Genomic DNA, 26,959 nt, shown 5'->3' on the forward strand with positions numbered 1-26,959 from the left:
CGTTAAGCGGGGCTGGCCTTTTGGGCTGGCCCCGTTTGTTTATATAACTTTGTGAAGGGAATGACTTATCACCGCGCTGATAAGAGGAGCTTGGCTAAGGTATAATCATTTTAATGATGAATGACCGTGAGGCACTTATCACTACGGCTGTTGTCGTCAGGTAAGGCCAATAATTTTAAGCGAAGCAATGTAAAGCTGGGAGGTTGATATGACAATTTGGCTACTGGTATTCGGTTTCATGGCACTGATTATGGGTGCTATGGCTGTGGGCGTCATCATGGGCCGCAAACCAATTGCCGGTTCTTGCGGCGGTTTGAATCAAATCGGCATGAAAGATGGCTGTGATATCTGCGGTGGCAAAGATGAGGTTTGTGAAGAAGAGAACCGCAAGCGAGGTGGTGTGCGTCGCCGTAGCGATGAAAGCCGTGGTGCCGATTTGGGCTATGACGCTACACGTCGCTAACAAGACTGCGGTGTATGCAGCGGGAATGATTGATCAAAAATAGCAAGGGGACGCAGAGAGCATGGCGGTTCACAATTACGATGTGGTGGTTATCGGTACGGGGCCTGCGGGGGAAAGCGCTGCCATCAACGCTGCAAAGCATGGTAAGCGCGTAGCGATCATTGAGAAGCAGGCGCAGGTCGGTGGCAACTGTACTCACTGGGGTACTATTCCTTCCAAAGCGTTGCGTCATCAGGTCAAACAGATCATGGCGTTCAACACTAACCGTATGTTCCGCGATATCGGTGAGCCACGTTGGTTCTCCTTTCCCAAAGTCATGGAGCGTTCACGCGGTACGATCGATAAACAGGTAGAGATGCGCACCACCTTCTATGCGCGAAACCGCATCGACCTGTTCCATGGCGTCGCCCGTTTTAAGGATGAGCATACCCTGGTGGTGCGTGACCGCCAGGAGGGCATGGAAGAGCTGGTGGCTAAGAAAATCGTCATTGCCACCGGTTCACGTCCCTATCGCCCTGCGGATATTAACTTCCGCCATCCGCGTATTTACTGCTCTGACACCATATTAAGCCTCTCGCATACCCCGCGTACTCTGGTCATTTTCGGGGCTGGTGTGATTGGCTGTGAATATGCGTCGATCTTTTCCGGTTTGGGCGTCAAGGTCGATCTAATTAATAACCGCGACAGCCTGCTGTCGTTTCTGGATGACGAGATTAGCGATGCGCTCTCTTACCATTTGCGTAAGCACGGTGTGTTGGTTCGTCATAATGAAGAATACGACAGTGTGGAGGGCGATGAGTCAGGCGTCGTTGTGCGCCTCAAGTCAGGTAAGAAAATTCGCGCGGACGCCTTTTTATGGGCCAATGGCCGAACGGGTAATACCGATAGTTTAGGTTTGGAGAATATTGGCTTAAACGCCAATGGACGCGGGCAACTCAGTGTTGATGAGCATTATCGTACCGAAGTTCCGCATATCTACGCCGCAGGCGATGTGATTGGCTGGCCGAGTTTGGCCAGCGCAGCTTACGATCAAGGCTTGAACTCGTGCAATGAGTTGCTCGACAAAGAGTATCGCTTCGTCAGTGATGTGCCCACCGGTATCTACACCATCCCCGAAATCAGTTCCTTTGGCCCTAATGAGCGTGAATTGACCGAAGCGAAGGTGCCCTACGAAGTAGGCAAAGCCTTCTTCAAAGATACCGCCCGGGCACAAATTACCGGTGATACCGTGGGCATGCTTAAAATTCTTTTCCATCAGGACACCCTGGAAATCCTCGGCATCCACTGTTTCGGTGATCAGGCCTCGGAAATTTTGCATATCGGCCAAGCCATCATGCAGCAAGAGGGCGATGCCAATACGCTCAAGTACTTCGTGAATACCACCTTTAACTATCCCACCATGGCAGAAGCATACCGGGTGGCTGCGCAGAACGGTTTAAACCGGGTTTTCTAACCGGAGCTTCGCTGTTCCGTCGAGGTTTAGGAGTCGCTGGGCTCGCGAATCAGGGTGTGAGCGTAAGTTAGTGGGTCGTTATAAGGTGAGGGGGCATTAGGGGGCAACAGGCTTTCAACGCGGTTGCGCCCCAGTGCTTTGGCTTGGTAGAGCGCTTTGTCGGCAAACGAGTAAAGCTGCTCAAACGTCAGCGAGCCACTTTGACACGTCGTAACGCCAATGCTAATAGTCGGATTGGCGTGTAGCACTTCATCAATCAGCGTATGAACTTCAATCTCGCGGCGCAGCCGATCGGCTACCTGTAGCGCATCATGGGTAGCAGTGTTGGGCATCAATAAACAAAACTCCTCGCCACCAATTCTCGCTAATGTATCCGATGGCCGGCATAGCAGGCGAAGCTGCTTACTAATCTGGCGTAGCACCTCATCGCCGATGGGGTGCCCATAGGTGTCGTTGATTTTCTTGAAGTGATCGATATCCAGCAGCATTAGACTCAACGGTGCCTGAGCACGCTGTGCCTGGGTGAGCGCGGCGGAGACGACTTTGACCAAGTGTCGCCGGTTATATAGCCCGGTCAGTTCATCGGTTAGCATTAGTTGATGCATGGTGTTGCGCTGACGGCGCAGGTAAATAACTGCCAGGCAGAGTGTGGTTGCCGCGCTGACCATTAACACCAGTAGCACACTCACGGCGATCGACAGGCGTTGCATAATCAAGCGCTGTTGACCAGCAATGGTGCGAACGTCCTCTAGCAGTTGATTATACAGCCATACTTGAGAGGCACCGACCTCCATGGCCGTATCCTGTAATGATTCGATAAGTTCTGGTCGCCGTTGAGCCTCGCGCGTTTGCTGGTTTAATTTAGCAAGGTGGCTATTAAGCCTATTAAAATAGTTTTTGAGATACTCAACATCCGAAATGATATAACGATGGCGTTCAATACTGCTCTGGAGGTTATCTAAATGCTGCTTGGACAGGGTAGTAAAGTAATCGATGATTTCAATATGCTCGTTGCGAGGTCGGCGGCTACCCTCTTCTAGAGCGGCCCGTAACTGAGGTGTCGCTTGTTGAGCGAGCACAATGTCGCTAATCAACGTGGTGTAGTCAGCACTGGCTTTTTGGCAAGCACTGTAGACGTAACTAGCCATTACTACGGACATTGCGCAGAGTATGGCAGCAAAAACAGACGCAAAGCGCCCGCCAGGCTGACGTAAAAACAGACGCATCATCCTGAGATAATCAACGAGCTGGCAGTAGTGACGCCCCTCTTTACATACTGCCGAGTAGGCGCAAATTCGTTGGGCGAAAAAGTGGGGTCATCAGCAGAGTGCTTCCGTTGCAAAGGGCAGTTCCGCATGGCACCTCTCCCGTTTATGGTTAGGTAATCCAATGAACAGCTTTAAAACATCATCCTTATGCAACTTAAGCACTCGCTTGCCATATGTGCCATCCCACAACTTTACTAATTGCAGGATCATACTTGTGCTCGTTATTATTAATAACGCTGTTAGTGATTGATATTTAATCGTTATTTAGAGAGTCTAAGGCTAAGCGTGCTTTTTCTCGCCAGCTACCATCAAGGGAGGCAGCGTGGGTTAATGCTTCGCGCGCGTCTTCAGGCGCATCGCTTTGCAGTAGTAAAAGGCCTAGATTTAGCCATGCCGCGCCCATTGACTCATCCAGCTCGGTTGCCCGCTCAAACGCCTTGCGTGCGTTGTAGGGTTGTTGGTCAGCGTAAAGCGCGTTGCCTAGCGCAAACTGCCCCATGGCATTGCCAGGATGGCGCTCTACAAACGCTTGCCAGCTTGAAAGCGTGGCGAGCGGCCCATGGGACTCTTCGTAGGCGCTAATCGCTTCCAGCGCGTTACGGGCGGTAATGCCCTCGGGCAGTGTGCCCGGCTCGGCGACGACAAACCCCCAGCGTTCTGTACGTGCCCAGGTGGCATCGAAGCGGCTGAACGACATCGTATGACGCTCAATTTCGCCGCTGCGCAGGATGAGCGTTTCACTGGGCAGGTCGTAGCCAATAGCGACGGCGTAGTGCCACATAGGGTAAATCGGCAGCGACAAATTCTGCATGACGACCACCGGATCGCCCGCTGCCAAATGGTTTAATAGGGCATCCATGGTGCCGCGAATAGGAAACGCCAGCTGCTTATGCCGCCGCACTGTCGCTAGCATTTCTGGCTGCACACTGCCATCGCGGCCGGGTAGGAATACCTGAGGAATCAGCTCTTCAACGTCGGTGTCGACACCCTGATGATTGAGTACCATCGCCAGCGTGGCAGGGCCGCACTGATATTCCGTTTGGGCATAAAACGGCACGTTGGTGATTTCTGCATGGGGTGGTAGCGCTTGATAGGTGCTTTGCAGTAATACCGGATTTCGCGCGCAGCCGCTAAGTAGTAGCAGCATAATAAAAACGCCCGCAAAGCGGGCGTTAGTAAGCAGGTAGGTCATGTGCTGCCTATTGATTAACGAGTAAACGGGTAAACGTCGGTCAGGCCGAGAATATCGGTTACCAGCAGGATGATGAAAACGGCAAATAAGGCGCCTACAACGCCAGCACCGGCAGGCAGTTGCTCAAGCTGTTCGGCCATTTGCTGCGCTTCAGCATCACTGAGTGATGCAACGCGAGCCTCGACTTCGTCCAGATCAACACCCTGTTTTACCAGCTGATCTTGCACATCGGCGCGGGCTAGAATTTCGTTGATACGCTCGCGATCAGCGCCAGCATGGTCAGTTGCCAAAGCAGATTGGGTAGTGACTAAATCCATGGATTGAGGCGCAGTAGGGGCCGCTGCAACGGGTAAGCTGGTAATAACAAGCGCTGCAATCAACAGGGTGGAGAGGTAAGCACGCAATGTTTTCATCGTCTTCTTCCTTATAGACTAGTCGGGGTGGTGTGGGATGAGTATAGAAACAAACGGGGCATTTTTTAAGGGCAATGTGCAAAGTGCTAATTATTTGCACTAATGCGATAGGTCCAGGCGGACTCGGAGAGCAGCCCGCGGCCCCCGGCCATGGTCATCGCCAAATCGTGCAGGCCGGGCCATAGCGGCACCGCCGCCACGCCTTTGACGGCTAAATCGAGGCGCTGCGCCATTAACAGCAATTTATGCAGTCGCTTCATAGGCAGTCGGCCAATCGCTTTCTGGTACGCCGGGCGGCGCTTATCAAAAATCATCGGCTTTTGGGTTTTGCAGGCGTGCTCAAAGCTTTGGCCTTGATCCAGGTGCTGATGCAGCGAGAGCAGGATACGTAGCTCCCGGCTAAGCGCCCACAGCACAATCGGGGCCTCAACTCCTTCACTGCGCAATCCGTTGACAATGCGCGAAGCGCGGCTGGATTCGCCTTTTAAGCAGGCATCGGCCAAGTTGAAAACATCGAAGCGGGTGCTGTCTTCGACTCCTTGGGCAATGCTCTCGACATTTAAGCGCGTGCCCTGAGGGTGAATCAGTGCCAGCTTCTGCAGCTCCTGATCGGCCGCCAGTAGATTGCCTTCGGTGCGCTCGCCCAGCAGTCGGGCGGCGTCCAGGTCAATCTGTAAACCATGAAATGATGCCCGGTCGCGCAGCCAATAACCCAACCGGGAGGCATCTACTGGCCACACCGGTACAAACAGGCCGTGTTTATCCAGCGTTTTAAACCAGGCGGTTTTCTGCTGTTTGGCGTCTAGCTTGCCCATACTGATCAGTAGTACGTCGTCGCTGTTATCCAGGGTTTCAGCGTACTGCGTCAACGCTTTACTGCCTTCTTGGCCTAGCTTGTGATTGCCTAGCCGCAGTTCCAGCAGCTTGCTGGTCGCAAACAGCGAGAGATTGCTCGACATTTCCATCAACCGGCCCCAAGCGAAATTGGGCTCCACGTCGAGGACTTCCCGCTCTTCAACGCCTGCTTGGCGCGCGGCGGCCCTCACCGCATCGCAGGCGTCGCGATGCTGTAAGGGCTCATCGCCCGCGACAATTACTACGCGGGGTAGCTTTTTTGCCAACGCAGCGGGTAGCTGATCAGCAAATACCTTCACTGCATGCCCTCAACGTAAGCCAGGCGTTCGATAATGCGATCAGAGAGCTGGCGTGAAAGCGTTTGCTCAGCTTCCATCATCAGCGTTTCACGGTTGAGCAGGTCGTCATCGCTGACCCGAATACGCGTATCCGTAGACAGGGTCTGGTTATTGATGTGATAGGCATTGGATGCTCGCTCCTGTACCGAAAGGCGAATGCTGAGCGTTAGCTCGTGTTCGCGGCTTGCCCGGCCATCGCCACCCAAGCGACGCTCGGTTAAGGCCGGCGTGCCCAGGGTAACCCGCCAGGGCGCATCAGAGGCGACCTGGGTGCCTAGCTGTTGAAGGCGTGAGGCGACCTGCTGAGCTACGGCACTGTTGGTGTCGCCCTCTAAGGCCAGGGTCGGCAGGGTAGGCAGCGATGCTTGGCCACGTAGATGAAACCCGCAGCTGCTGAGCAGCACCGCCGCCGAGGCGGCGATGCTTGTGGTTAGAAAAGTGCGTCGGTTCATCCACTCACCACGATGTTAACCAGTTTGCCGGGCACCACGATCACTTTACGCACGGTGTTGCCTTCAAGGAAACGTTGTACGTTTTCGTGTTCCATGGCGAGTTTTTCGATGGACGCTTTATCGGCGCTTGAAGGTACCTCAAGGCGAGCGCGCAGTTTACCGTTGACCTGCACCACCAGCTCAATAGAGTCGCGTGTAAGGGCAGATTCATCCACCACCGGCCAGGTTGCTTCAATCGCCGGGCCTGAGTGGCCAAGCGCTTCCCAGAGACTATGGCACAGGTGCGGCGTAATCGGCGAGAGCAGCAGCACGCAGGCTTCCAGCGCTTCGCGGCTAACCGCCAGGCCAGGCTCAGAGCTATCGTCGAACTTGCCAACCGCGTTAGAGAGCTCCATTACCGCGGCAATGGCGGTATTGAAGGTGGTACGGCGGCCAATATCGTCGCTGGCTTTTTTGATGGTCTCGTGGGTTTTCCGGCGCAGCGCTTTTTGGTCGTCGTTAAGCGCATAGCTGTTCAGCGTGCCCGGCGTTCCCGCCGCCAAGTGTTCATTCACCTGACGCCATAGGCGCTTCAAGAAGCGGTGGGCGCCTTCAACGCCGGAGTCCGACCACTCCAGGGACTGCTCGGGCGGGGCGGCAAACATCATAAACAGGCGCACGGTATCGGCACCGAACTTGTCGATCATCGACTGCGGGTCAACGCCGTTGTTTTTCGATTTGGACATCTTCTCGATGCCGCCCATCTCCACCGGCTCGCCGTCGCTCATCAAAATAGCGCTAAGCGGGCGACCTTTCTCATCACGCTTCACTTCCACGTCAGCGGGGTTAAACCACTGCTTGCCGCCGTTATCGGTAGGGCGGTAGAAGGTCTCGGCGATCACCATGCCTTGGGTCAACAGCTGCTGGAACGGCTCGTCGGAATCCACCAAACCGAAGTCGCGCATCAGCTTGTGGAAGAAGCGGGCATACAGCAGGTGCAGAATGGCGTGTTCAATACCGCCGATATAGAGATCCACCGGCAGCCAGTAGTTGGCGCGGTCATCTAGCATAGCTTCGGTATTATCCGCACAGCAGAAGCGCGCGTAGTACCAGGACGACTCCATAAAGGTGTCGAAGGTATCGGTTTCGCGCGTCCAGCCATCGCCCAGGTCAGAAAACGCGGGCATCTTTTTCAGCGGCGAGCCGGAGGCATCGACGGTGACTTCCATGGGTAGCGATACCGGCAGCTCGTCATCCGTCAACGGTACCGTCTGACCTTCCGGGCCGTATTTAACCGGAATCGGCGCACCCCAGTAGCGCTGGCGGGCAACGCCCCAATCGCGCAGGCGGAAGTTGGTTTTGACTTCGCCACGGCCCAGTTCCGCCAGCTTCGCGGCAATGGCATCGAACGCTTGCTCAAAGCCCAGCCCATCGAACTCCCCGGAATTGACCACGGTGCCGTACTCGGCGTAAGCGGCTTCGGAAATGTCTGCAGGTTTGCCACTTTCATCGGCAATCACTGCTTTAATTGGGACGCCGTACTTGGTGGCAAACTCCCAGTCGCGCTGGTCGTGGCCGGGTACCGCCATCACCGCACCGGTACCAAACTCCATCAGCACGAAGTTAGCCACGTAAACGGGCACTTCATCACCGGTTAGCGGGTGAACCGCCATATGCCCGGTGAGCATGCCTTTCTTCTCTTTGGTGGCCATCTCGGCCTCGGAAGTGCCACCCCTGGCGCACTCATCACAGAAAGCTGCAAGCTCACTGTTCTGCTCGGCCGCCTGCTTGGCTAGCGGGTGGCCAGCGGCCACCGCCACATAAGTAACGCCCAGCAGCGTGTCCGGGCGAGTGGTATAAACCGCCAGCGGCTCATTGGCTTGGCCATCAGCGCCTTTGACATCAAAGGTCAGCTCGACACCGCGGGATTTACCAATCCAGTTGCGCTGCATGGTTTTGACCTGCTCGGGCCATTCGACTTTATCCAGGTCGGCCAGCAGCTCATCGGCGTAGTCGGTAATCTTCAAGAACCACAGCGGTATCTCTTTACGCTCCACCAGCGCACCGGAGCGCCAGCCGCGGCCTTCGATAACCTGCTCATTGGCGAGCACGGTCTGGTCAACCGGATCCCAGTTCACCGTCGACATTTTCTTATATACCAAGCCTTTTTCCACCAGCTTGGTGAAGAACCACTGCTCCCAGCGGTAGTAGCTGGTATCGCAGGTAGCGAACTCGCGGCTCCAGTCATAGGCAAACCCCAGTGCCTTCAACTGATTGCGCATGTAATCGATGTTTTGGTAGGTCCACTTGGCAGGCGGCACCTGATTCTGAATGGCGGCGTTTTCCGCGGGCATGCCAAACGCATCCCAGCCCATGGGCTGCATKACATTTTTACCCTGCATGCGCTGGAAACGGGACACAACGTCGCCGATAGTGTAGTTACGCACGTGGCCCATGTGCAGCTTGCCGCTGGGGTAGGGGAACATGGAGAGGCAGTAGAACTTCTCGCGGKTGGCGTCCTCTACGGCTTTGAAGCACTGATGTTTGTCCCAGTACTGCTGGGCGTCGCGTTCGATATCACGAGGGCTGTAGTGTGCGTCCATCGGTTTATTAATGCCTTGGCGTATTCGCCCAAAAGGGGCGCAAAGTGAATGTTAGATGACATCTGTCAGATAAGTGAGGTCGATTGTATCCTATGCGGGTGTATCCTTGAACGGTAAGCCGATGATAGGAAACCGTACGCGTCGACAAAAGGAGAAGCACCATGAGTGAACAACAGAATGACAATCGCCTACGCGAAGGCTACGAACGCTTGCTGGAGCGGATGCAGGGGGGCGCTAACGAGCTAACCTGGGAAAACTTACAGAAGGATCTGGACGACGCGGTCGAGTTTGAAGCGGAGCTGGAAGAGTACACCAAAGACGAGCTAGCCCTGCTGCGTGCCTGGGTCGAGCGTGACCTGAAAGATATGCGCTACTACATGGCAGACACCGGCAAGCAGGTGGCCAGCTGGTTGGGCATTGATATCGACGGCCTTTCCCGCCGCGTGGCGGAGTCGCTGCTTTCGATTGCTGATCGCAGCGTGGTCGAACGCGAGCGCTTTGAGGAGGATTTAGAAGCTGCCCGCGCGGACTACTGCGAAGGTGAAATGGCGGCGCCCGGCCTAATGGCCTGCACCCACTGCGATGCTCAGGTAATGCTGCCATCTGTTGCCCGCCTGGAACCCTGCCACCAGTGCGGCCACCGCTACTTCTACCGTTTTCCCAATAAAATCATTGAGACCTGATCGATTAGGTAGCCAGTAAACTGACGCCTGCAATCGCCCCCAGCGAGAGCAGGCTCATGACCGCCGCGTAGAGCAGGTTATTTTTCATCATGCGGTAGCCGCTCACCCCGTAGCGACCCTGCAGTGACAGGKTGATCCCCGAAAGCGGGCCCACGCTGGTGCCCACTGCCCACGAGGTTAACGCCACAAACGCAAACACGGTTTGTTCGCCGCCCTGCAAATTGAGGATCGACGCCAGCACCGATACGCCAATAATGGGATGTAAACCTGCCAGTGCGCTCAACGTGATCCCCGCAAAGCTAAGCATCGCCTGGGGCGCACCAAAGCGGGTGAACAATGTCCAGTCGCTGCCAGCCGCGGCGGTTACCAGTGTCGAAAGGCCAATGGTTAATAACCCCGCCGCCAAAAACAGCGAAATCTCCCCGCGCATGGCGGGTAACCGCGTGGTGGTGTGCTGACGAATCCGCCGCAGGGTAAATTTGGGCCCATGGGGCAGGTTACTTAGCAGCGCAACGCTAGGTAGCAGAAAGGTAATAATACTGACGATGGTCAGGGCAGGGGKGAGCACAAAGTGAAACAGCATCACCAACGCCGCCATGCCCACCGGCATCAACAGGCTGCGCGGTGCCAGCGAGTAGCCATCCACCTCAGCAAGATCGAACCGCCGCCTAAGCTCCAGCGTGGTTAACAGCCCTGACAGCATCGCCATGGGAAAGCCCACCACGGCAATTTGCGCGTACTCAACGTCGGGCACCAGCGCGATCACCACACCCATGGAGGCAAAAAACGGCGACCACAGTGCCGCGCTGCTCAGCCCACGGTTAAGCGCCAACAGCTGCGGTGTCGTCAGCGGGCCACGCCGGGCCAGTTTATCGCCCACCATAAACACGGTAGAGAGATTTAAAATCGTACCCAGGAAGTGAACGCCCAGCCAAGTACGCAGCACGCCACCCGCCCCAGTCACTCGGCTGCCTGTCGCACCCTTGTTGCCTTGCTTACCAATCAGCGAGATAAAACTAACGCCCACCAGCATAGCCGCCACAAACGAATTGCCCTGCAACATAGCGGGCCAATCCACCTCTGCGCCATACACAAACCGCGCCACCAGCAGCATGCCAGCGCCCAGTGCGATTAGCACGGCCGCCTGGATACGCGAACGACGGGGAATATCCCGCCACAGCAACAAAACCGCCGCCCACAGCAAATAGCTCACCGCATGGGCAGTGCTCAACCAGCCGGTAAAGCCAATAATTTGTGCGATCAAACCAAGCAAAATCAGCACGCCCGCCAAGCGCTGCCGAGAAGTCGTCTCTTGCATGCCAAACCCTTAATAGTGAATTAGCAGGCTAATCGGATTTGCGAAGGAAGGCCAGCGCAACAGCGCCTCAACATTGTGGGAGGGCGCTTCAGCGCGCGAAGATTAAGCCGCAATGCTGGCGGTGTTACTGAAATGTAAGAAAGCAACCTTGTAGCGCGTGGTAACGAATCTGCGAGGAACGAGCAAATGAGGCACCCGCGGGAGCRTCGCGCAGCGATGCCAGATCCATGCAACTAACGAGCCGTTGCCCTCAGAGAGGAAACACTTTTTTTCATCGATACGTGACCTAATCCAAATTTATGAATAAGGTATGATTAATTAGTCAGATTCGGTCGCAAGCGGAGCGTTTTAACGTAACCCAGGTGCGCCGTGGCGGTAGCGTGGTTTCGTTTTAGCTCATTAGCCTAAAGGGCAGCGCACACCGGCAAATTCCTTCCTCAGGTCAGGGGAGGGCTATCAAATTCATAGGCCCACACACTCGATTTAATACGTGCATAACCTCTTAGTGAGAAAGCACAACAGGTAATCGACGCGGGCGTTTAGCTCGTGAAAAGGTACCAATATCACCCAATTGCATATCAAGGATATGGCGATACAGAAATACTAAAGCATTAAGCGCTTGGTTTTGTGTAGCTGCAGCCACATATAGCTCTCCGGCAAGGTGCTCCAGAAAAGCTTGGACTTCAGAAGGGCCCATACTGGCAGGGTGTCGCACCCCATGATAGCGAATGAAGTAACGTATCCAGTAACAGTATGTTTTTTCAGTACGTGGGCTGTAGCGCTTTACTCGCATAACAGCTTTCACACGATCCATTAGTTTCGGAGGCCTGCTTTGCATATCCATTTGGTGTCTGTCTTCTGATGGTGGATATGTATACAGTATTATTGCGTTTGGCAAAACGCGCAAGCATGCGAATTCTGCAAACGCAGCCTAATTAATGTTAATTTATTTTAAAATCATGTGGTTATGTGCGAAAAGGTAGGCTACATTTACTAAGTAAACATGCTGGCGCGTTCATCCAATTATAGGACGCGCCGTCTAATACCTGTTAGAAAAGACTATCTATGAGKATGAGTCAAAAGTACGCAGACCTTGATAATCTATGGTGTGAGTGGCCGGAGGCAACGTCTGCAATTATGCCCCACATCGAAGAGAATGAAGTGCTGCAAGGTAAGTCTAGCTGGGGCTTTCGAGAAGGCCGTGTTGTTGCGAGTCATGGTGGTGGATACTCAGTTTCGACTTCATACAGTGCTTACGATTCGTCGGCGCAGTCAATAGTCATGCTATACGTCCAAGCATGCGTTACCGGTTGTGACGAGGTGACAGTAAAAACTACCAAGCGAGAGCCGGTACAGGAGTAATCGTGCCCTGTTGGAGCGTTTCTAACCATGTCAGTCACGGCGACGGTTACTGCATTGCGGCTTCGCCTCCATTTCGTAGCCGCGCGTGCTGAGCGGCGTTATGTGGATCAAGGAGGGTGAGAGGGGCTTATGGATATCGGATCAGATCAGTTTTCGAACTTGATAGCGTGCATATCTTTGGTGATTTCTGGAATTTTGGCTGTTCTCTACGTAAGAGACAGGCGAAATGCCAAGTTTACTATCGCTAATGATTACATTAATCAGCTCTTGCAGTGGCATCATTCCGTTGTCGAAGTTCTCACTGAGCTCAGGCTTAGGGAGTTTTCTGAGCATGACGATGAAAAGCAATCTTTGCTAATCGCGCTCTCAGCGTCTATCGAAAAGGGCAGATTCTTCTTTCCAAATATCAAACCCGATGAGTATGGGATAGATAAGCCTCCAGCCTACCGAGGGTACAGGAATATAGGTTTAGACTTTCTAGTGGCATCATACAATTTGCACCACAAGCCGAGGAGCGCGAGCTTGAATGGGCAAGCTGAACAGTTGCAGCGCCTATTTACGTCGGTCGTATACGAGATAATCAGCCCAAGTGAGCGCCTTGAGACTATTCGCGAACTTACAGATAGATATTTTGTGAAGGGGTTGTCGGTAGAGGACTTACAGGAGCCAGGGCAGTTGTCTGCTGTAAGCCATATGTGGGAACGCCCCGCAAAATCCACATAATACAAATGTTATATGCATGCGTGATCTTGGGGTATGTATGAAATTAATAAATATTGATGAAGATGCACCAGATATATTCTTTATATTTGTGGACCAATTTAACCCCACTACGTATCACAACTTTAATCTAACCAAAATGTTTTTTTCAGGTTCTGTGGCCTCATGTTCGGATGAAGAGTTCGCAAGGAAATATATAGAGGGAACGGTGCGATATCTTCCCTATGAACCCTGCCACAATGACGTTCTCGCGATATCTCCGTACTTTCTAACGGCAATCAATGATTATTGAATTGAGTATGATGCTGAAGTGTTCAGGGAAAAGCATCACCCGTTATATCCATCGAGGCTGTCAGCGCTGTACGCCTTCGGCAATATGGAAGCGTGCGAGCTTGTCTCAAGAAAGTACGGATGGCCACTAGAACCTGTTCGAGAATTTAGGTTGAAAGAGTGGCCTCTAACAAGAATAGCCAAAGTCAATATGGAGCATGTTTCATTGGCGAGGCATGCCTATAAGGTTTTCATGCTTAATGATATTGATAGACTATGGGGAGGGTGCTGGTCAGGGTTTGACAACATCATTTTAGAGCTCCCATCTGCGGGTTTCGAGCGGAAAACATATGATTCGGGAATAATATGGGAGTACTTGATAGAAGGGGTTGTTGAATGCGCGCAGTGAAATCACATAACAAAGCCAAGCACGCGACAAGCGCGTGTTGGCGGCGTTAAGCCACTATGGATAGAGAGCCCCTTTAAATGGAAAAACCAGTGGTAGATGAGATATTTGAATTAATAATACGCGGCGAGCTGGAAAAACTAGATGAGATTTCGAGGCCTGAAGATGCTGTTTATATAAGATCTGCCGTTTCAACTAAAAATGATTCAGGAGCCGGGCTAAGTATTGATCTAGAAGATATTACTAATAGAGCGCCATGGGTTACTCCACTTTTTCTTGGGCCGAAAATATATTTTACTTCTGCTTCAATAGCATTGCAGAATGCAATTACAGGTGGAAAATCCAATGTAATGATCGATTGGTCATTTTCTTTTGATTCGAATGTCGCTGAAAAAGTAAGAGCATATGTCAACCATGAGAAGATCAACCAAACGGATCGTGACCGAGTAATTACCCTTTTGAAGCTGAAAAAGGAATATTCACTACAAACGGATTTGATGCCATTTTTGTTTGAGAACCTTCGACTCTCCAGAGTCGATAAAAACAATGCACGACCGCTTAATACGATCATCGCTTTTAAAAAGCTAGATTATATTGATTGGGATGCTTTTGAGAAGAATCCCAATAAGCCCAAATTTCCATGCGATGAAAACGTATTAATTGAAGACGCGAATCAGACCTACGAAAGTTTAGTAAATGAAACTGAAGTTAAAAAGCGTGAACACAAGGCGTTGTTTACACAGGTAATACTATTTGAGCTTGCTATTATCTGGCTTGGTGAAAAAGTCACACCTGAAGAAGCATTTAAAAAATTGATAGATTTTTGTGTGCTTCAGCTGAAGAAATTACCAAAATATGAACTCAAGTTCGCTTGGAGCTTTCTAAATAAACCAGCTAAGGTAAGGTTTTTCGGGCCGCTAAATGGGATCTCTAAAGATCTGGCAAAGTCTCTTCGCGGAATGGCTTGGGACATGTCGCATATGCGAACCCTTGAGACAATGGCTACAGCGACCAATTTGGGCTCATTTTTCATCCCTGTATTTGTGTCTTTTGATGATAAATTTTCTGAAATATTAAAACAAAATCAAATACAGGTTTTAGTGGTAGATGACAGGTTAAGAAAAATGCATAGCGCTGGCGTCGGAGAGGTAGAATTTCAATTAGAGCTGAACTCTTGCATGTCCAAAGAAGTTCTAGATGAAATGACAGATTTAAAGTCGGAGGCAAGGCGATCTTATGATCTTCCCTTGGTTGATTTGGAACACATCCTTTCCCATCAAACTCTGATTTTGGAAAGACTAGCTAGTGAAAAAAGGGCCGCCAGAAATACAAAGAAGATGGCTTAACAAAGCATTGCACCGGACTAGCCGGTGAATGCGGCGTTATGGGTGCTCGGCTTTATGCTTTTAGTTCGGTGCCGCTAGGTTTCGCCGACCTCGTGCCAAAAGCCAGCCTACCCGGCATCGCAGTTTTCCAGTCCATCACAGGCTTGGCAGTTTCGCTCCTGGAGGCACTCGGAAAGTAAGAGTTGTTCGGCAACATCATCGCTAACAGCGTGGTGTACCAGTAAGAAAAATTGGGGCGGTGGCAGGTGCTCAGTTTTTGCCCCGCATTGTTCGGGGTGTGGCTCCGCTAGCGCTATGCGAAGTGCTAATAGAAGGTTGGGAGCGTCGCAGCCATAACCAAGCGCAGCACTACACGGTGGACTTCCCCCAGTTCAGTGGACACGCATCGATAACTCTGCAGGAGGAGAAATACGATGCCGGAGATGATCACGGGGAAGAAAACTCAGCAGTACAGCACTGAGTTCAAGGTCAAAGCGGTGGAGTGGAGTCACCAGGCCCACCGGAGTGTGAAAAGCGTCGCCGAAGCGCTGGATATTCACCCTTTCATGCTGTCACGCTGGCGTAAGGAATACCGAGAGGGAAAGTTCGCCATGAAACGGGTAAAGAAAGCGCCAGCAGACGCCAAGAAGAAGATCCAGGAACAGGATGAGGTTGCCCGCCTGAAACGCCGGATATCGGAGCTTCAGGAGGAAAACGACATTCTAAAAAAGTTTCAACGTTTTCAGGCCGAGGAACGACGGAAGCGTTCCGGTTCATCTGGAAACACCGACGAGACTACAGTGTAAAAGCGCTGTGCAGACATCTGAAGGTGTCGTGGTCTGGATACTATGCCTGGGCCAACCGGGAGCCCAGCAAGAGAGCCACTGACAAGGCAGACTTGTTGTTGAAGATCAGGAAGATCTACGACAACAGTAAAGGCCGTTATGGTAGTCCTCGCGTTTACCAGACGCTGCGCCGAGAAGGCTTGGTGGTCGGAGAGAATCGGGTCGCGAAAATTATGCGGGAGTGGGGCATGAAGGCCCGCTCTGCTCATGTGTACCGCCGATTGAGGAAGCTCAGGAATGATCTGAAAGCCCTGCCAAATTATCGACTTGAGGCAGCGAGGCCGACTGCGGAAAACCAGCAGTGGAGCAGTGACGTCACGTATATCAAGCTTGGCAAGAAGTACGTGTTCCTGGCGGTAGTGTTGGACCTGTACTCACGCCGCATCATCAGTTGGCGCTTGGGGGCGAGTCTGAGCGCAAACTTTGCCAGAGCAACGTTGCGGGAGGTCTTCACAAGCCGTAAGCCGGATTCTGGCCTGTTGTTCCATACGGATCGCGGCATCGAATACCGAGCTCATAAGACACAAGCGCTGCTGAAGCAGTACCAAGTAAAACACAGCATGAACCGACCTGGTCAGTGTACCGACAATGCCGAGGTTGAATCGTTCTTCAAGATCCTCAAGGGAGAATTGCTGCACGCCACCAGCTTCGTGACGATGCGCCAATTACGGAATCATATAAAAGCCTATATTGAAGGCTTTTATAATACCCAACGGCTGCACAGTGGCCTTGGTTACCGGACTCCGCTAGAGTTCGAAGGAGKCAACTGATGGGGCGTGTCCATTTTATTGGGGGAAGTCCACACTATCGTGGCTGGGACGGCTTACGATGCGCTCCAGCCGCCCCAAAGCTTTGCGTTATGTTTTTTGGAGAGTTCTGAGTCATGTCCAAAAAATTCAAGTTGAGAGCTGATGAAATCAAGGATGTTGCCAAAGGGTGCGGCGGATGTATAGCAACGGATATGATTACCGTCCATGGAAAAAAGGTGGGCTACATGTATCGTGATGAGCCGCGAAACGATATGGATAGTGGCTGGTGTTTCATGTGGGGTAAGGAGTCGGAGAAATACATGGATGATCCAAGCAATCACGAAATATATGACGTAAACACAATTGCTAATTACAGTCCTGACATAGTCGAATTTCTTGATGCTCCATATGGTTCGGCATTCGAGAGAAATGCTGAGGGTAAGCTTGTTGAGATCGATGATTAAACATAACAAGCCGCTCAAATTCGTTCCGGCCACAAAAGGCGTGGCCTCCACCGGACTCGCTAACGCTCGCCGTTTAGCGGGGCGTTATAAATCAGGGAGTAGCCATCGATGGAATGGCGTAAGGACGATTACCTAATCACTGACGACAAGTCCAAAGTGCAACTGGATATTGTCCACCGCTTGCTTGCTGCAACCTATTGGGGTGACCGCCGTCCCCGAGAAACCGTAGAGCGCATGGTTGCTGGTTCCATCTGCTTCAGTCTTTACCGGGGTGCCACGCAGATAGGTTTTGGGCGGGCAGTCACCGATAGTGCTACGTTTACCTGGGTAGCGGATATTGTGATTGAGCCCGAGTATCGGGGTGCCGGTTTAGGGCAGTGGATCATGGAATGCTTGGTTACGCACCCGGCCATAAAGGGAACTCAAATGGTGTTGCAAACCCGCGATGCTCAAGGGTTGTACGAGAAGTTTGGCTTCTCTGGAAATAGTGCTCTCATGAGCACCAAAGTAACTGATTTATAACAATTCGCAGCAGTACGCGGCTTGCAGCCGCCGGACGTCCCTGACTGGCCGCCGCTGTGCTCCGTGTTATGTGTAAGGGAAGCCAAAATTAAAGGGGGCAGATCGAGTTTATTGTGATCACTTAATGAGGCAGGTTGATTTATTTTTAACCAAGCTGACTGATCTAAAATCTATCTGACCCCTTTTGGTTCATTGCCTCCCGTTCTCCGCCTAACCCCTAAACCTGCGCGTAGCCCCCGTCAACGAATACCTCGCTCCCTGTCATAAAGCTGCTATCGTCGGACGCCAGGAACGCCACCGCGCCTGCGGTTTCTTGGGGATCGCCCAGACGCTCAAGGGGTACGCTCCGTTTCATCTCGCTCAGGGCGTCGGATGGGAGCAATTCGATTAACTTGTCTGTTTTGGTTGGGCCAGGAGACATGACGTTCACGCGAATGCCGGTGCCCCTAAGATCATGGGCCCAACTACGCACCAGGTTTCGGATGGCCGCCTTGGAGGCGCTGTAGATGCTCATCGCGGGGGTGCCCATGCTGCCGACCGTGGAACCGGTGAGGATGATGGAGCCGCCGTTCGTCATCAGGGGGAGGGCCTTCTGGACGGTGAAGAGGGTGCCTTTGACGTTGATGTCAAAGATATAGTCGTAGTGCTCCCCGGTGATCTGTCCTAGGCTGGCGAATTCGCCGACGCCCGCGTTGGCCACCAGTACGTCCAGGCGGCCTTTCTCTTTCTGGACTGTCTCAAATACGCGGTCAAGATCCTCCGGCTTCGTCACATCCGCCTGGAGACCCCGGGCGTTGGATCCCAGTGCCTCAGCCGCGTTGTCGAGGACGTCCTGGCGCCGTCCGACAATGAAGACGAAGGCGCCTTCGTCGATGAGGCGTTGGGCCGAGGCCAGGCCGATGCCGCTGGCTCCGCCTGTGATTAGTGCGATTTTACCGTTTAGCCGACTCATGGTTGGGTCTCCGTGTGTGTTGACTCGATGCGCTTTCACAATATATAAACCACTTACAAATGTTCAAGTATGTACCTTTTGGTAAGTACCCTTTATGGCGAAAGAAAACTCAGAAAACCCACGTTTCATTTGTGGCCTGCATGCGACGCTGCACGTGATCTCCGGGAAATGGAAGCCGTTGATTCTGTTCTTTTTAAACAAGGGCCCGACGCGTTACGGCGAGCTCAAGCGAAGCGTCCGAGGCGTGAGCGACAAAATGTTGATCCAGCAGCTAAAGGAGCTGGAGTCCGACGGTATTGTCCAGCGCACCGACTATGGAGAGATCCCGCTGCGCGTCGACTACTCCCTGACGCCCTTCGGGGCAAGTCTGGTGCGGGCCATGGAGCCGCTTTGCGGCTGGGGCGAAGAGCACGAAGAGGACATTGCCGCGGCGATGGGCCGCCGTAAAACCAGCCGGTAGGAAGCGAAGCCGGCCTAAGACCAATCTGTGAGAGTTACCGTATGGATGCACCGTGAATTTCGAGACGATTCTGATCATCGCCTGTGCCTATCTTGTGGCTGCCTTCGTCAAAGGGGCAACCGGTCTGGGGTTCTCAACATCCGCGCTACCCATTCTCGCGCTTGGGCTGGGCCTCAAATCCGCTATGCCGCTGGTCATCATTCCCTCGCTGGTGAGCAACGCCATCGTAATGATGCAGGCAGGGCACTTTGGGGAGACGGTGCGGCGCTTCTGGCCGATGTTTCTCGCCACCATTCCCGGCCTGCTGATCGGCCTCGCCGTACTGGATCTGATCGATAGCCTAGTCGCCGGCGCGATACTGGGCCTGGTGCTTATCGGCTACGGCGCTTTTACGCTGTTTCGCCCTGGCCAACCGATGTCGGAGAGCCTGGGCCGCAAACTTGCGCCGGTTTCTGGCTTTCTCACCGGTCTGGTGAATGGCATGACCGGATCGCAAGTCATGCCGGTCTTGCCGTTCCTGTTGGCGCTTCAACTCGATCCCAAGCGGTTTATCCAGGCGATCAATATCTCCTTTACCCTTTCGAGCCTAATTATGGCCGTGGGCCTGGCGAAGCTGGGGCTCATGACGGTCGAATCGATTTGGATCTCGCTCCTGGGACTGATACCCGTGTACGTCGGCACTAAGGTCGGCGGTATCGTGCGCCAGCGGATGGATGCCGACACTTTCCGCAGAGTGGTGTTGCTGATGCTGATCGCCTTCGGTGTCGTGCTGGTCAGCAAAACCGCCCTTGCATAGGGCGGTCAGCGCCTTTCGTGGCGGCTTCAAACCCTATAACCACGATCAATACGCCATGGTGATGATTAACAACCGAGATCCGCTTTAGCCAAGTACCTTTCACGTAGCGCACTATCTGATCGAGCACTGACAGTTCTCCATCCTGAGCGATGTGCTTACAGCGAAATAATGTCACGGTAGACTTCGCATAATCATGCGCCATCTCGGAAACGGCTCACATGAATGTCCAGGCCAATATCCTCGTGATCTTATTTCCCTGCTTCATCTCTATTTCCCGTATATCAACGGCACCGAGCTTACGAATCAGCTTCTTGGCAGGCTTAACATTGTCGGTTTTTGAAACCAGGCTGCTAAACCAGCGGCATTGAGTTGCATACTCCTGGCTTTCTCTTATTAGTTTTTTAAGAAACAGCTGTTCGCCCCCCTTACACCAGAGCTCTGCCCCCAAGCCGCCAAAGTTCAGCGTAGGCGATTGGGTTGTGGTTTTTAGTTCGCCGCGACTACGAGCAAGGTTATTGAATTTACGCTGGCTACCTTTAAGTGCTTCATCGAGCGAGGCGTGAAAGGGTGGGTTGCATACACTGACGTCAAAAAACTCCCCATCTTGAATAATCCCTTCAAAAATATGGTTTTTATTGTGCTGCGTGCGCAGCGTGAAGTGATCTTTGAGCGTGGGGTTATTGGCGATAATCGTGGCGACGTTCTCAAGCGATTGAGGGTTAATGTCACTACCAACACACTGCCAGCCGTAAATTTGGCAGGCCAGTAGTGGGTAGATGCCATTGGCTCCTGTCCCTATATCGAGCAGCTTGATGCTGGGCTGTTCATGTCCAAGTCCAATTAAATCCGCCATGTGATGAATATAGTCGGCTCTGCCTGGGATCGGGGGGCAAAGCGCGCCCTCTGGAATATCCCAATCGACAATATTGTAGTATCGGTTTAATAACGCGGCGTTGAGGGTTTTTACTGCCAGTGGGTCTGCGAAACCGATGGAAAGTTCGCCATAAGCGTTAGGCTTCACATAGGGGGCTAGTGGTGGGTGGCTCTTTACGAGCACTGGGAAGTCATAGCCTTGGTTGTGTAGATTCTTCGGGTGCAGGCCTTTACGAACAGGCTTGGCTGGGCTTTTTTCMCTTCCATGGTGGTTGTTCACAGTAATAGGCCCGAGGCTTGGCGTTCAATTGTCGAGAGGGTATGGCTTAGTGCGTGATTATAATCTTCATGGTTGTGTTGAGCATACTTGGTAGTTAAATGGACGCCCATTCTCCCGGGGATGTATATGTTAGCTCCGATGCCCCTCGTCATTAATTGCGGCGGTGTTGTCGATTTTGATCAGTGGCGAACGACTACTCTATGCAGAGCGCATTATTCCGGTGCTGCAAGCCGGAGCAACGCTGAATTTACGCGAGGAAGTCCGTCATGAGTCAGATTGAATCACCGAGAGTTGTCTCCAAAGAGGAGTGGTTTCGGGCACGCAAAGCCCATCTAAAGAACGAGAAGGCGCTCACGCGTATGCGCGACCTGGTCGCCCGTGAACGGCGTGAGTTGCCATGGGTTAAGCTGGAGAAAGAATACGTCTTCGACACGCTGGAAGGGAAGAAAACGCTTGCCGAGCTATTTGGCACAAACAGTCAATTAGTCATTCACCATTTCATGTTCGGCCCTGACTGGAAGGCGGGCTGCCCGAGCTGCTCGCTGGAGGCGGATCATGCCGAGGGCGCCATCGTCCACCTCGCCAATCACGATGTCAGTTATGTTCGTGTATCCCGCGCGCCGTTGGAAAAGCTGGAAGCCTATCGGAGGCGTATGGGCTGGACAGCCCAGTGGGTGTCCTCCCAGGGCAGCGATTTCAATTTTGACTTTCAGGTCTCTTTCGCACGGGAGGATCTTGAGGCTGGTCGGCTCCACTACAATTATCAAACTATCGAGGATCCGAAATACTTCAGCGAAGAATTGCCCGGTCTTAGCGTTGTCTACAGGGATGAAAGTGGCGCTGTGTTCCATACCTACTCCAGCTACGCCCGTGGCAATGAAGAGGTTATTGGCGCCTTCGTTTATCTCGATATCACGCCGAAGGGCCGCAACGAGAAGGAAATCATGGACTGGGTTCGTCGCCGCGATGAGTACGATGTGAGTCCGGCAGAAGCGGTCTGTCACACCTGCTGATTGCCGCCCGTCGCCGTTAGCTCCATCCCAGGGGGGTATAATAATAGAAGGAAGGTAAATGGGCATTGAGCTTATTGGCTTCATCGCAGTCGTATTGCTGGCATACCTTATTCCCGGTCCGGATTTTCTGCTAGTCAGCCGATATGCGGTACAGCATCGTCGACTCGGTTTAGCTGCTGCGCTGGGTGCTCAGAGCGGACTCTGTATACACATGCTGACGGCCGCTCTGGGCCTTTCGGCCATTGCGGCTCGCTCCGCTGAGCTGTTTATGCTGATTCGATGGGCAGGTGCGGCTTATTTAATCTGGATGGGGCTAGCAGTTCTGTACAGCAGTCGTAGCCAGCACCGTAGTGCACAGGCAGACGCGCAAGAAAACATTGATGCCACTAGCCGTAGCCGTGCTTTTGCCAATGGCTTTTTGTGCAATTTGCTCAACCCCAAGGCGGTCATCTTTTTCCTCAGTGTCTTACCCCAGTTCATCGATCCCACGGTTAGTGCCGCTCGGCAAATTTTGATACTCGGGGTGCTTGATGTACTGATTGGTGTCGCTTGGTGGTGGGGCGTTGTCATACTTATGGAGCGCGTAGCACAGGCATTACGCAGGCCGCGCATTCGGCAGTGGTGGGATTGGGTTACAGGCAGTTTGATGATCGGTGCCGGCGCTCTCTTGGTGCGCAACAGTCCGAGTTAATAATGCCATATACGATCACTGGTGTGCTAAAGGGCACATATTACTCTGCCTAGAAGGTGAGCTTCTTACTGAGCTAGACGATGGGCGTTGCTTTGTTCTTACGCCTGGTTCGAGCTATCAAGTTGCCGACAATGCCGAACTTCATCGTTCGTCGACGGAGCTGGGAGCTAAATTGTTTGTCGTCGACTAGCATCACATAATCACTGTTATACATAGGGAGTAAACGCATGGTCTTCGACTTACCTGCTCCAGAACAGCAAGGCTCCAAGTCATTGGTTGGTAGTATTGCGGCTCGGCGCAGCGTGAGGGAATACACGAATGCACCGCTCCCTATCGGTGTTTTGTCTCAATTGCTTTGGTCGGCCCAGGGCGTAACAGGGCCGGATACAAAAAGAGCAGCGCCATCGGCAGGTGGATTATACCCGCTACACCTAAAAATCTTGGTGCAGCGGGTATCGGAACTTGAGCCCGGTATCTATGAGTATCAGGCTGATAATCATTCGTTAAAGTTAATTGGGAACCGTGTTCCGGAAGGTGCAGTGCAAGCGCTAGGGATTGGCGATCAACCATGGTTGAAAGAAGCGGCTCTTGTCATTGGAGTTGCCGCGAATCTTGGAGAGGCAGTTCGGCACTTTGAAGCTCAGCCACCCCAGGGAGAGCGCGGCGCTCGCTATGTCTATATGGAAACGGGGGCTCTAGCACAAAATGTTCATCTTCAGAGTACAGCGCTCGGAGTTGGTTGTGTTTTAGTGGCAGGTTTCGATGATCCAGGGGTGAAGGAAGTATTGAGATTGCCTTCAGACTTGGAGCCTACTGCGCTGCTGTGCATCGGGCAGCGGCGTGTCCCATAGAGGAGTCGTCATTCATGTTCTCTGCTGAGTTCTTGCTTACCTCGTTGGTTGTCGTACTTATCCCAGGTACAGGCGTTATCTTTACCGTTTCCATTGGCTTAATGTATGGGCGCCTGGCAAGTCTCTATGCTGCTATCGGTTGCACACTTGGTATTGTGCCTCACCTGCTGGCTACTGTTCTGGGCCTAGCGGTCATCATGCATACGAGCGCGATAGCATTTCAGGCGCTCAAGTATGCGGGGGTCGCATATCTTCTGTACCTTGCCGTCGTTACTTGGCGTGATCGAAGCGCTTTCTCTGTTCATGAGTTGAGGCGAAAAGGTGATGCCTTTTCGCTTATGAGCAAGGCGTTCCTGCTGAATATCCTAAACCCCAAGCTGACCATTTTCTTCTTGGCCTTCTTGCCGCAGTTCGTTGCAACTGACGCCCAGTCATCATTAGGGCAGCTACTCGGACTGAGCGCTATTTTCATGGCGATGACCTTTGTTGTCTTCGTCATCTACGGGCAGCTTGCCCATGCGTTTAGAGCAGTCGTTATTGAGTCACCGAAGATTCAGAGTTGGTTGCGCAGGAGCTTCTCAGCAGCGTTCGCGGGATTAGGCTTACAGCTCGCTCTGACTGAGCGGTAAGGCTTAACAATTCATTTAAACCGACGCCGCAAAGCGGCGCGGCTTAATTCAGCGCTAGGTAAAAAGAGAGAGGGAATGAGCGCGACACGAATAATGATCATCGGGGGCCCTGGCGCAGGTAAATCTAGGTTGGCTCTTAGACTGTCGAGAATTCTAGACATAGCTGTTTATTGTGTTGATGAGGCCGTTCATGATGAGAAGGGGAAGCTTCGGCCAAGCTCCGAAATTGATTGCACAGTAAGATCCTGGGCATCAAAACATCAATGGATCATTGAAGGAGGAAACTCCAGAACCTATTCGGATAGAGCATCGAGAGCTACCATTCTTGTATTCATGAAGCCGCCACGTTGGCTAAGAGTCTATCGAGTGGCTATTCGGGATAAGCTCAAATTTTCATTGATTTATTGGCCTTTTAAGTATGATGAGATTTTTGGGTTGAAGGATGAGTTGATATTAGGCTCATCAGGCAAAGATATTGCCACTTATACGATTAGAACAAACAAGGATGCAGATGAATTGTTGAAAATATTGGGGCATAAAAATTGTTAGTCTTGCTGTGAATGAAGGTGTTGTAGTAAAGGGACAAGATTTCCATTGTTCGAAACCAATGATCGTAGCCTAAAAACGCGGACAACGGATACTACATTGCGGCTTCGCACCATATTGTAGCCACGCGTGCTGAGCGGCGTTACGTGCCCTACAGCGGCTAGCATTTCCCAGGCGAAGAATGGGTAAGGCCCTAAAAGATTGAACTTGGAGATAGAATACGATGAACAGTGCGTCTCATAATATTAAAGGTCGTTGCCGTTGCGGACAGGTTGAATTTGAGGTTAGCACAAAGCCAATGGTCACAATGGCTTGTCACTGCACAGGGTGTCAGCAAATGACTTCCAGCGCGTTTAGCCTTAGTTCGTTATTTTCGAGCGCTGCCTTTTCGATTACCTCTGGGGTGCCTGTTATCGGTGGGCTTCACGGTAAAACGCGTCATTTTTTCTGCGGGCATTGCATGAGCTGGCTGTTCACGCGTCCTGAAGGTATGGATGACTTTGTAAATGTACGTTCAACGATGCTAGAGAACTCTCGAACCTATAAGCCGTTCATTGAAACTTACACGGATGAAAAACTGGAGTGGGCGATTACTGGTGCAGAGTATAGTTTTGGTAAGTTTCCACCACAGGAAAAATTCCCAGAATTGCTCCAGGAATATGCGCAAAAACATGAGTAAATATAGCATTTAAAAGTGGGGTTGAGCACACAATAATCAGTTGCAGCGGAGTAATTTACGCGGCACTTCAATCGCCCACTGAGCTGTGTGTTAGATTGCATGCGAACCCTTCCAGTCTGATCTTGTGGAGCCTCAAATGACGGCCTCAGTAATTACCTTCGCAGCGTATGCTTTCGACTCCCGACTCAGTGACTCCTGCGCGCTCTGGCGCAGCTCAAACTCATGTTATGTGCCAATGAGGAAGAACTTTGAACATTACAGATTTACCTTTCGGGGTCACCGATTGGTCTGAAGTTGAGAGGACTGAACACTCCGGAGAGCATGGAGTTGCTTATTGGAGGACTCGAAATTTCGGGGATATTCGGGTTCGTATGGTTGAGTATAGTCCTGGGTATCTGGCTGATCATTGGTGCGCTAAAGGGCACATATTGCTCTGCCTTGAAGGTGAGTTGCATACTGAGCTAGACGATGGGCGTTGCTTTGTTCTGACGCCTGGTTCGAGCTATCAAGTTGCCGACAATGCCGAACTTCATCGTTCTTCGACGGCGCAGGGTGCTAAGTTGTTCGTTGTCGACTAGCATCGCATAAACGCTGTGTTGATCCGGCGATTGGTCTTTAGTCTTGAATCTCCGACAGAGGAAGAGCTGAAATCCGACTGGTTATTTGAGGCTCGCAAGAGAGCAGAAGAACTTGATAATGGGTCGGTGCAAGCTGTGCCCGGTGACGACGTTACGAGGACGGCTCGAGCACTGATCAAATGAACTATTTTTTTCACCCGGCAGCGGAAGCCGAGTTTCTGGAATCAGTCGGTTACTACGAGTCGAAAGTTCTAGGGTTGGGTGGTGCCTTTGTAGAGGAATTTGAGGCCCTGGCCGTATTGATTGACGAGTCGCCAGAAGTTTGGCAAATCCAGCTTGAGCCAGACATTCGCAGAGCTCCCCTTCATCGATTTCCACTATCAATCGTCTACCGAAAGCACCCTGGAGGTTTCCAGGTTCTTGATGTTGCACATGACCGACGACGCCCATATTACTGGCTGACCAGGCTTTAACAAGGGCGTTATGAGTGAGCATCCACGAGGAAGGAGCCAACGATGTTTGAGGTAAAAGCAACCCAACATGTGCTGGCGGTTAACGATCTTGAGGCGACCGAGAGCTACTTTCTCGACAAGCTTGGATTTTCCCTACGTTTCCGTGTGGATGGCTGGTCGTTCCTTAGCCTTGGCAGTTTTCACATTATGTTGGGGCACTGGCCGGACGAACTTCCTGCCCGTGATACGCACGAGCATTCCTATTTTGCGTATCTAAACTGTGAAGGTATAGATGAACTTTACCAAAATTATCAGCAGCGTGGCGCCGAAATTTTCCAGGCAATAGCTGATAAGCCTTGGGGGCTACGTGAGTTTGGTGTAGCAACCCCAGAGGAGCATCGAATCATGTTTGGTCAAGATCGCCAACTGGGTAACTGATGCCTGCGGCGTTATTATGTCGGTACGTGTTGCAACGCCGA

General features: G+C 52.3%; 32 protein-coding genes. 22 read left to right on the forward strand and 10 right to left on the reverse strand.

Going from position 1 to position 26,959, the window contains the following annotated elements; translation table 11 throughout:
- Positions 1–208: 208 nt before the first annotated feature.
- Positions 209–463 carry a (Na+)-NQR maturation NqrM gene (gene nqrM / locus HALO_RS10705; RefSeq protein ID WP_022523176.1) on the forward strand — a complete coding sequence of 85 codons (255 nt, stop codon included), beginning with the start codon at positions 209–211 and terminating at the stop codon, positions 461–463.
- Positions 464–524: 61 nt separating this feature from the next.
- Complete coding sequence (gene sthA / locus HALO_RS10710) at positions 525–1,916, forward strand: Si-specific NAD(P)(+) transhydrogenase (protein WP_035579809.1); 1,392 nt, start codon at positions 525–527, stop codon at positions 1,914–1,916.
- A 26-nt stretch (positions 1,917–1,942) separates the two neighbouring features.
- Here the strand turns inward: sthA and HALO_RS10715 are convergent, their stop codons facing one another.
- The 6 genes from HALO_RS10715 to leuS all read right to left on the reverse strand — a co-directional run bounded on the left by HALO_RS10715 (position 1,943) and on the right by leuS (position 9,016).
- Positions 1,943–3,064 (reverse strand): GGDEF domain-containing protein, encoded by a 1,122-nt coding sequence (locus HALO_RS10715; RefSeq protein ID WP_231896838.1) that lies wholly within the window; start codon positions 3,062–3,064, stop codon positions 1,943–1,945.
- Positions 3,065–3,437: 373 nt separating this feature from the next.
- Positions 3,438–4,376 (reverse strand): PA2778 family cysteine peptidase, encoded by a 939-nt coding sequence (locus HALO_RS10720; protein WP_035579803.1) that lies wholly within the window; start codon positions 4,374–4,376, stop codon positions 3,438–3,440.
- A gap of 14 nt (positions 4,377–4,390) precedes the next feature.
- The gene (locus HALO_RS10725) at positions 4,391–4,789 is read right to left on the reverse strand and encodes a PA2779 family protein (RefSeq protein WP_035579800.1); all 399 of its coding nucleotides are present in this window, start codon (positions 4,787–4,789) and stop codon (positions 4,391–4,393) included.
- 86 nt (positions 4,790–4,875) lie between these two features.
- Entirely contained in the window at positions 4,876–5,943 is a 1,068-nt protein-coding gene (gene holA, locus HALO_RS10730) for a DNA polymerase III subunit delta (RefSeq protein ID WP_035579797.1), read from the reverse strand.
- A complete protein-coding gene (locus HALO_RS10735; RefSeq protein WP_035579794.1) occupies positions 5,940–6,434 on the reverse strand; it encodes an LPS-assembly lipoprotein LptE in 495 nt (164 codons plus the stop codon). The genes holA and HALO_RS10735 overlap by 4 nt, the downstream gene beginning before the upstream one ends.
- Entirely contained in the window at positions 6,431–9,016 is a 2,586-nt protein-coding gene (gene leuS, locus HALO_RS10740) for a leucine--tRNA ligase (RefSeq protein WP_050713416.1), read from the reverse strand. The genes HALO_RS10735 and leuS overlap by 4 nt, the downstream gene beginning before the upstream one ends.
- Before the next feature lie 161 nt (positions 9,017–9,177).
- Here leuS and HALO_RS10745 point away from each other — a divergent pair, with 161 nt between their 5' ends.
- Entirely contained in the window at positions 9,178–9,699 is a 522-nt protein-coding gene (locus HALO_RS10745) for a zinc ribbon-containing protein (RefSeq protein WP_035579788.1), read from the forward strand.
- A 4-nt stretch (positions 9,700–9,703) separates the two neighbouring features.
- Here HALO_RS10745 and HALO_RS10750 read toward each other — a convergent pair whose 3' ends face one another.
- Positions 9,704–11,017 carry a hypothetical protein gene (locus HALO_RS10750; protein WP_050713417.1) on the reverse strand — a complete coding sequence of 438 codons (1,314 nt, stop codon included), beginning with the start codon at positions 11,015–11,017 and terminating at the stop codon, positions 9,704–9,706.
- 502 nt (positions 11,018–11,519) lie between these two features.
- Positions 11,520–11,861, reverse strand: coding sequence for a phage integrase N-terminal SAM-like domain-containing protein (locus HALO_RS10755; RefSeq protein ID WP_081899080.1), 342 nt, complete (start codon positions 11,859–11,861; stop codon positions 11,520–11,522).
- Positions 11,862–12,508: 647 nt separating this feature from the next.
- Between HALO_RS10755 and HALO_RS10760 the strand changes: the two genes are divergently transcribed.
- The 7 genes from HALO_RS10760 (at position 12,509) to HALO_RS10785 (ending at position 17,680) form a co-directional block, all read left to right on the forward strand.
- Positions 12,509–13,102, forward strand: coding sequence for a hypothetical protein (locus HALO_RS10760; RefSeq protein ID WP_035579782.1), 594 nt, complete (start codon positions 12,509–12,511; stop codon positions 13,100–13,102).
- 753 nt (positions 13,103–13,855) lie between these two features.
- Positions 13,856–15,121 (forward strand): hypothetical protein, encoded by a 1,266-nt coding sequence (locus HALO_RS10770; protein ID WP_035579780.1) that lies wholly within the window; start codon positions 13,856–13,858, stop codon positions 15,119–15,121.
- A gap of 256 nt (positions 15,122–15,377) precedes the next feature.
- Positions 15,378–15,581, forward strand: a complete 204-nt coding sequence (locus tag HALO_RS23095; protein WP_157693168.1) for a hypothetical protein — start codon at positions 15,378–15,380, stop codon at positions 15,579–15,581.
- Complete coding sequence (locus tag HALO_RS23735) at positions 15,535–15,906, forward strand: transposase (RefSeq protein WP_027957506.1); 372 nt, start codon at positions 15,535–15,537, stop codon at positions 15,904–15,906. Before HALO_RS23095 ends, HALO_RS23735 begins: the two co-directional genes overlap by 47 nt.
- Positions 15,876–16,715: an IS3 family transposase gene (locus HALO_RS10775; protein WP_442906068.1), complete on the forward strand. Its 840-nt coding sequence runs from the start codon at positions 15,876–15,878 to the stop codon at positions 16,713–16,715. Before HALO_RS23735 ends, HALO_RS10775 begins: the two co-directional genes overlap by 31 nt.
- 113 nt (positions 16,716–16,828) lie before the next feature.
- Positions 16,829–17,158, forward strand: a complete 330-nt coding sequence (locus HALO_RS10780; RefSeq protein WP_035579774.1) for a DUF2185 domain-containing protein — start codon at positions 16,829–16,831, stop codon at positions 17,156–17,158.
- 108 nt (positions 17,159–17,266) lie between these two features.
- Positions 17,267–17,680: a GNAT family N-acetyltransferase gene (locus tag HALO_RS10785; protein WP_009286968.1), complete on the forward strand. Its 414-nt coding sequence runs from the start codon at positions 17,267–17,269 to the stop codon at positions 17,678–17,680.
- A gap of 217 nt (positions 17,681–17,897) precedes the next feature.
- On the opposite strand, the gene HALO_RS10790 is transcribed toward HALO_RS10785, so the two are convergent.
- Positions 17,898–18,632, reverse strand: coding sequence for an SDR family NAD(P)-dependent oxidoreductase (locus tag HALO_RS10790; RefSeq protein ID WP_035579771.1), 735 nt, complete (start codon positions 18,630–18,632; stop codon positions 17,898–17,900).
- A 94-nt stretch (positions 18,633–18,726) separates the two neighbouring features.
- Here HALO_RS10790 and HALO_RS10795 point away from each other — a divergent pair, with 94 nt between their 5' ends.
- Both HALO_RS10795 and HALO_RS10800 read left to right on the forward strand, forming a co-directional pair.
- A complete protein-coding gene (locus tag HALO_RS10795; RefSeq protein WP_035579767.1) occupies positions 18,727–19,092 on the forward strand; it encodes a winged helix-turn-helix transcriptional regulator in 366 nt (121 codons plus the stop codon).
- Between the two features lie 52 nt (positions 19,093–19,144).
- Positions 19,145–19,888: a sulfite exporter TauE/SafE family protein gene (locus HALO_RS10800; protein WP_035579764.1), complete on the forward strand. Its 744-nt coding sequence runs from the start codon at positions 19,145–19,147 to the stop codon at positions 19,886–19,888.
- A 214-nt stretch (positions 19,889–20,102) separates the two neighbouring features.
- Here the strand turns inward: HALO_RS10800 and rlmF are convergent, their stop codons facing one another.
- On the reverse strand, positions 20,103–21,041 hold the full coding sequence (gene rlmF, locus HALO_RS10810; protein WP_050713419.1) for a 23S rRNA (adenine(1618)-N(6))-methyltransferase RlmF: 939 nt from the start codon (positions 21,039–21,041) through the stop codon (positions 20,103–20,105).
- 266 nt (positions 21,042–21,307) lie between these two features.
- Here rlmF and HALO_RS10815 point away from each other — a divergent pair, with 266 nt between their 5' ends.
- From HALO_RS10815 to HALO_RS10865, 10 genes are all read left to right on the forward strand, one after another.
- Positions 21,308–22,054 carry a DUF899 domain-containing protein gene (locus HALO_RS10815; protein ID WP_035579755.1) on the forward strand — a complete coding sequence of 249 codons (747 nt, stop codon included), beginning with the start codon at positions 21,308–21,310 and terminating at the stop codon, positions 22,052–22,054.
- A gap of 58 nt (positions 22,055–22,112) precedes the next feature.
- Positions 22,113–22,745: a LysE family translocator gene (locus tag HALO_RS10820; RefSeq protein WP_035579752.1), complete on the forward strand. Its 633-nt coding sequence runs from the start codon at positions 22,113–22,115 to the stop codon at positions 22,743–22,745.
- Positions 22,708–22,935 (forward strand): DHCW motif cupin fold protein, encoded by a 228-nt coding sequence (locus HALO_RS10825; protein WP_081899078.1) that lies wholly within the window; start codon positions 22,708–22,710, stop codon positions 22,933–22,935. Before HALO_RS10820 ends, HALO_RS10825 begins: the two co-directional genes overlap by 38 nt.
- 37 nt (positions 22,936–22,972) lie before the next feature.
- A complete protein-coding gene (locus tag HALO_RS10830) occupies positions 22,973–23,596 on the forward strand; it encodes a SagB/ThcOx family dehydrogenase (protein ID WP_050713420.1) in 624 nt (207 codons plus the stop codon).
- 14 nt (positions 23,597–23,610) lie between these two features.
- Positions 23,611–24,225 (forward strand): LysE family translocator, encoded by a 615-nt coding sequence (locus HALO_RS10835; RefSeq protein WP_035579749.1) that lies wholly within the window; start codon positions 23,611–23,613, stop codon positions 24,223–24,225.
- Positions 24,226–24,300: 75 nt separating this feature from the next.
- Positions 24,301–24,774 carry a hypothetical protein gene (locus HALO_RS10840; protein ID WP_050713421.1) on the forward strand — a complete coding sequence of 158 codons (474 nt, stop codon included), beginning with the start codon at positions 24,301–24,303 and terminating at the stop codon, positions 24,772–24,774.
- Positions 24,775–24,994: 220 nt separating this feature from the next.
- Positions 24,995–25,450 (forward strand): GFA family protein, encoded by a 456-nt coding sequence (locus HALO_RS10845; protein ID WP_035579746.1) that lies wholly within the window; start codon positions 24,995–24,997, stop codon positions 25,448–25,450.
- A 248-nt stretch (positions 25,451–25,698) separates the two neighbouring features.
- A complete protein-coding gene (locus tag HALO_RS10850; protein ID WP_081899077.1) occupies positions 25,699–26,028 on the forward strand; it encodes a DHCW motif cupin fold protein in 330 nt (109 codons plus the stop codon).
- A 15-nt stretch (positions 26,029–26,043) separates the two neighbouring features.
- The gene (locus HALO_RS23740; protein WP_442905669.1) at positions 26,044–26,211 is read left to right on the forward strand and encodes an addiction module protein; all 168 of its coding nucleotides are present in this window, start codon (positions 26,044–26,046) and stop codon (positions 26,209–26,211) included.
- A 332-nt stretch (positions 26,212–26,543) separates the two neighbouring features.
- The gene (locus HALO_RS10865) at positions 26,544–26,918 is read left to right on the forward strand and encodes a VOC family protein (RefSeq protein ID WP_035579736.1); all 375 of its coding nucleotides are present in this window, start codon (positions 26,544–26,546) and stop codon (positions 26,916–26,918) included.
- The last annotated feature ends 41 nt before the right edge of the window (positions 26,919–26,959 follow it).

It is taken from the genome of Halomonas sp. R57-5, from assembly GCF_900070345.1.
Classification (GTDB): Bacteria; Pseudomonadota; Gammaproteobacteria; order Pseudomonadales; family Halomonadaceae; genus Vreelandella; species Vreelandella ventosae_B.

Excerpts from the sequence above, each read along its gene's own strand:
- HALO_RS10785 (WP_009286968.1), top strand. The coding sequence starts at position 17,267 with ATGGAATGGCGTAAGGACGATTACCTAATCACTGACGACAAGTCCAAA.
- HALO_RS10835 (WP_035579749.1), top strand. The coding sequence starts at position 23,611 with ATGTTCTCTGCTGAGTTCTTGCTTACCTCGTTGGTTGTCGTACTTATC.
- HALO_RS10770 (WP_035579780.1), top strand. The coding sequence starts at position 13,856 with ATGGAAAAACCAGTGGTAGATGAGATATTTGAATTAATAATACGCGGC.
- HALO_RS10790 (WP_035579771.1), bottom strand. The coding sequence starts at position 18,632 with ATGAGTCGGCTAAACGGTAAAATCGCACTAATCACAGGCGGAGCCAGC.
- HALO_RS10820 (WP_035579752.1), top strand. The coding sequence starts at position 22,113 with ATGGGCATTGAGCTTATTGGCTTCATCGCAGTCGTATTGCTGGCATAC.
- HALO_RS10840 (WP_050713421.1), top strand. The coding sequence starts at position 24,301 with ATGAGCGCGACACGAATAATGATCATCGGGGGCCCTGGCGCAGGTAAA.
- HALO_RS23735 (WP_027957506.1), top strand. The coding sequence starts at position 15,535 with ATGCCGGAGATGATCACGGGGAAGAAAACTCAGCAGTACAGCACTGAG.
- HALO_RS10815 (WP_035579755.1), top strand. The coding sequence starts at position 21,308 with ATGAGTCAGATTGAATCACCGAGAGTTGTCTCCAAAGAGGAGTGGTTT.
- HALO_RS10715 (WP_231896838.1), bottom strand. The coding sequence starts at position 3,064 with ATGGCTAGTTACGTCTACAGTGCTTGCCAAAAAGCCAGTGCTGACTAC.
- HALO_RS10795 (WP_035579767.1), top strand. The coding sequence starts at position 18,727 with ATGGCGAAAGAAAACTCAGAAAACCCACGTTTCATTTGTGGCCTGCAT.
- HALO_RS10780 (WP_035579774.1), top strand. The coding sequence starts at position 16,829 with ATGTCCAAAAAATTCAAGTTGAGAGCTGATGAAATCAAGGATGTTGCC.
- nqrM (WP_022523176.1), top strand. The coding sequence starts at position 209 with ATGACAATTTGGCTACTGGTATTCGGTTTCATGGCACTGATTATGGGT.
- sthA (WP_035579809.1), top strand. The coding sequence starts at position 525 with ATGGCGGTTCACAATTACGATGTGGTGGTTATCGGTACGGGGCCTGCG.
- HALO_RS10725 (WP_035579800.1), bottom strand. The coding sequence starts at position 4,789 with ATGAAAACATTGCGTGCTTACCTCTCCACCCTGTTGATTGCAGCGCTT.
- HALO_RS10760 (WP_035579782.1), top strand. The coding sequence starts at position 12,509 with ATGGATATCGGATCAGATCAGTTTTCGAACTTGATAGCGTGCATATCT.
- HALO_RS10745 (WP_035579788.1), top strand. The coding sequence starts at position 9,178 with ATGAGTGAACAACAGAATGACAATCGCCTACGCGAAGGCTACGAACGC.
- HALO_RS10720 (WP_035579803.1), bottom strand. The coding sequence starts at position 4,376 with ATGACCTACCTGCTTACTAACGCCCGCTTTGCGGGCGTTTTTATTATG.
- HALO_RS10845 (WP_035579746.1), top strand. The coding sequence starts at position 24,995 with ATGAACAGTGCGTCTCATAATATTAAAGGTCGTTGCCGTTGCGGACAG.
- HALO_RS10735 (WP_035579794.1), bottom strand. The coding sequence starts at position 6,434 with ATGAACCGACGCACTTTTCTAACCACAAGCATCGCCGCCTCGGCGGCG.
- HALO_RS10755 (WP_081899080.1), bottom strand. The coding sequence starts at position 11,861 with ATGGATATGCAAAGCAGGCCTCCGAAACTAATGGATCGTGTGAAAGCT.
- HALO_RS10830 (WP_050713420.1), top strand. The coding sequence starts at position 22,973 with ATGGTCTTCGACTTACCTGCTCCAGAACAGCAAGGCTCCAAGTCATTG.
- HALO_RS10865 (WP_035579736.1), top strand. The coding sequence starts at position 26,544 with ATGTTTGAGGTAAAAGCAACCCAACATGTGCTGGCGGTTAACGATCTT.